This is a genomic window from Paenibacillus artemisiicola, from assembly GCF_017652985.1.
GTDB classification, from domain to species: domain Bacteria; phylum Bacillota; class Bacilli; order Paenibacillales; family Paenibacillaceae; genus Paenibacillus_Z; species Paenibacillus_Z artemisiicola.
The window spans coordinates 1-3,702 of the sequence record NZ_JAGGDJ010000101.1 but is presented as its reverse complement, the minus strand read 5'-3'; the positions used below and the strand labels follow the sequence as shown (position 1 = coordinate 3,702).

Here is a 3,702-nt window from a genome sequence, read left to right as displayed (position 1 = left end):
GATGCGGCGGCGTCCGGCGCCGAAGACGCCGCATCGGCTTCGCCGGCCGCGCCGTCCTCCGGCGGCGCGAAGCCCGGCGTCGGCTCGAACGGCACCCAGCCGGCGCCCGGGAACCACACTTCCACCCACGCATGCGCGTCGCTCGCGCGCACGGCATACCGGCCGGCCGCGCCGCCGCCCTCCGCCGCTTCCGCCGCGGGCTCGCCCGGCGCGAAGCCTTTCACGTACCGCGCCGGAATACCCTGCGTCCGCAGCAGCACCGCCATCGCGGACGCGAAGTGGACGCAGTACCCTTCCTTCTGCCGGAACAGGAAATCGTCGACGAAGTCCGCCCCCGCCTCCGGCGCTTCCGTATCCGTCAGCGTATACGTATAATTCGCGCGCAAGTAGTCCGCGATGGCCTGCGCCTGTTCATAACGCCCGGAAGGATTGCCGGCGTCCTTGATAATCTGCCCCGCGAGCCCGCCGATCCGCGCGGGCAGTCCATCGGGCAGCTGCGTGTAGGCGCGCTCCGCTTCGGCCGTCAGCGACGGCGCGCCGTCCGGCGCGGACGCATCCGCCGCCCCCGCGCCCTCGCTCCCGCTCCCCTCGGTTCCGACGCTGCGCACGTCGACCTCATTCGGCAGCTTCGTCACGATCGTGTATTGCGCGACCCGGTCCTCGTCGCCGCCCGGGTAGAGCGCTCCCGTGTCGGCGTCCCGCCAATATTTGCCGGCCGCGCCTTTCGGCGCGAGCTGCAGCTTCAGCGCCGTCACCGCCGAATCGGCGCCGCCGGTGAACAGCGGATAACCGACGGTCGGCTTGGCGGGCGTCACGGTTTGCACGATAACGCCGGACGCGCCGTCATCGTCGGCTTCGGCGACGTTCAGCTTCTGCCAGTCGTGCCCGTCCTGCTCCCAGCCTTTCCCGGTGTACGCGGCTTTGCTGTCGCCGCGCAGATACCCCGCTTCCGCCGCCGTCACCGTGAAGAGCACCGTATCGTCCGAGGAGAGCGGGCCGCCGAGCCGGGTGTCGTCGAAGCCGTAGCCCGTTCGTCCCGCGCCGCCGCCAAGCCCGGTCTCGGCCATCGCCTCCGCCGCGGCCGTCGATTCCGGCGCATGCCCGTCTTCCGCCTCGTCCAAGCGGGCTTCGCTCCAGCGGACGGCGTCCGCCGCCCAAGGCGCCTGCTTCGCGGTCGTGCCGCTCGACCAGCTCCAGGCCGCGCCGATGCTCGCCGCCATGATGAGCACGGCCAGCCAGGCCGCGCCGCTCCACCAGCCGATGGTCCAGCCGGCGAGCAGGCCTTGCCCGGGCTTGGCGCCGCGCCCCTTGCCGGCTGCGCCAAGACCGCCGCCGCTTCCGCCGGCGGCCCCGGCGAACACGTCCGGCACCCCTGCGAGCCGCTCGATTCGCGGCACCGTGACGAGCGCGCTCAGCACCAATCCTTCCGCGCACGCCCGCAGCAGGCCCGGAAACACGTCCAAGCCGAGGAAGCCGTACAGCAGCAGCAAATACACCGCCGTCAGCGCCGTCAAGCCGAGGCCCCACTGCCGCAGCCACATGAGCGACTGCACGGCGATCGCCATCATGCCGAGGCCGCCGATGAGCAGCAGCGTGCGAAGTTCGCCGCTCAGCATGAAGTCCGCCCGCAGCACATGCAGCGCGTCCGACCGGACGGCGCGGACGAAGCCGGACACCGATCCGCCGATGGAGCCGTAGTGCGGCTCGAACAGGACGAGCACCGCGCCGACCGTAACGAGGCCGTTCAGCGCCAGCGCCGCCCACGTCGGCGGCACGAACAAGCCGACCGCCAAATACAGGCCGACCGCGAAGAGCAGCGGGCTGATCTGGTACAGCTCCGTATACGACTTCAGCTGCTCCAGCGGCAGCAGCCATTCGACGATCAGCCCGTACAGCAGCAGGCTGGTGATCAGCCTGCGGGAGGCGTGCCGAAAAAAATGCAGCCCCTCCCGTTCCTCCTGCCGCTTGGACGGAGGATTCGCGGCCGGAGGCGTCAACCCGCTTCCGCCGCCTCCCTGACTACCCGTTCGCGGGTTCGGCATGCATGCCGCCTCCTTCCTTCCCGGCGCTCGCCGCCGCCTCGGCCAGCCGCGGCGACGCGTTCGCGTAGCTCGCCGGCACGGGCAGCGCCTTCACGCCGCAGCCCGTTCCCCGCAGCCGCTCCTGCCAGCTCCGCTCGGCGGCTTCTCCTCCCGCCTCGTGCACCGAGAGCAGCAGGAGCAGCCGGATGCCGCGCACGCCGGCGAGCTTCGCGCCGTACGAAATATTGCCCGGGTCGCCCGACTGCCTGGCGATCGCCTCGGCATTCCCCGTCCGTCCCGCCGTCAGGCAGATGACGGAGGCGCCGCGCGGCGCCCCGGCGACGATGTCGGACAGCCGCTGCGACATCGGCTTCGCGGCGTCGCCAAGCCGCAGCCCGGCTAGACGCGTCTCGGCCTCGCGCAGCGCGTCGGCGCCGCTGCCGCCGTCGTGGATGACGCCGTCCGGGGCGGCATTGGTCAGCACTTTGACGCGCTTCCCTTCGCGCGCTGCTTCCCGCAGGATCGCCGCGGCGCGCCCCGCGTTCGCGTCGAACAGCCGGCGCGCCTTGCCGTAGGCGGACGCCGACGCGTCCAGCAGCACGATGATCGCGCCCGCCTCTTCGGCCTCGCTCATCCGCGTCTGCATGCCGAGCCCGCGCGCCATCGCGCGCCAGTCGACGCGCCGCAGCGAATCGCCCGGCGCGTAGGCGCGCAGCTCCGGCCCGGCGCCGTCCCGGCGGAGCCGGGAAGCGGCGGCCGCCATCTGCCCGCCGAACGCGGACACCGGCTGCAGGCCCTGCCGGGCCTGCTCCGGCTCGAAGCCCGGCAGCGGGCCGAGCCGTTCGCCGGCCGGCGGCGCCGGCTTGACGACCGCGCGGCCAGGGCAGTCGACCCGCACGGTGCGGACCGTCAGTCCCAGCATGTCGCCGCAGGTCAGCGCGACGCGGTTAAACGCCAGCTCGCCGCGCTGCAGCCCTTCGACCGTGTACTCCAGCACCAGGCGCCGGTTAAAGCCGGGCAGCAGCGCGCGCACGACTTGAACGCCCCGCTTAGCCGGCTGCTTCCCTCGTTCCGTTCTTTGACTGCCGCTCGCATTCGCCGGTCCCTTCGGATCCTTTGCGTCGTCCGACGCTTGCACGACCGTTGAATCTTTCCTGTCCTTCGCGTCCTGCTCGTTTTTCACGGCTTTCGCGTCTCTCGCTGCGCCCTTCACGACCTTCGCGTCGGCCATCGCGGCCTTCGCGCCCGCCGGCTCCCCGGCATCCGCCGCCCGGACGATCTCCTCCTCGAGGCACACCCACGTAAACGGCAGCATGCGGCTCAGCGTGAGCGTGAGCCGGACGCGCATCTCGCCGCCGTCCGCGAGCCCGTCCGCGCCGTACACGATCCGTTCCGCCCGGACGCGGCCGAGCGACACATAAAATAACAATAATTTACATATTATAATTAACATTATTATAACTATGAACAATTATTTCATTACATTACTTTACTTCAACAATACGAACATTGTAGCTATGAATACGATAAACAAGATTGGAAGAACATATATTTAAACTCTAGTTATTAAATTATTTTGTATATTTATTTCTGTTTAAAATAATAAGAGAGAAGTAGTAGAAAAGAGAGGAGAGAAAAAGAGAAAAAAAACCAAGAGCCTAGTAGTTATGACGCCCGCCTT

Annotated in this window: 2 protein-coding genes; both read right to left on the bottom strand. The window is 68.7% G+C overall.

Annotation, left to right across the window (positions count from 1 at the left end):
• Positions 1-2,042, bottom strand: a 2,042-nt coding sequence (locus I8J29_RS33215) for a transglutaminase-like domain-containing protein (protein ID WP_208851536.1), incomplete at its 3' end; no start/stop codon positions are given.
• Positions 2,020-3,450 (bottom strand): DUF58 domain-containing protein, encoded by a 1,431-nt coding sequence (locus I8J29_RS33210; RefSeq protein WP_208851535.1) that lies wholly within the window; start codon positions 3,448-3,450, stop codon positions 2,020-2,022. The genes I8J29_RS33210 and I8J29_RS33215, both read right to left, overlap by 23 nt.
• Between the last annotated feature and the right edge of the window lie 252 nt (positions 3,451-3,702).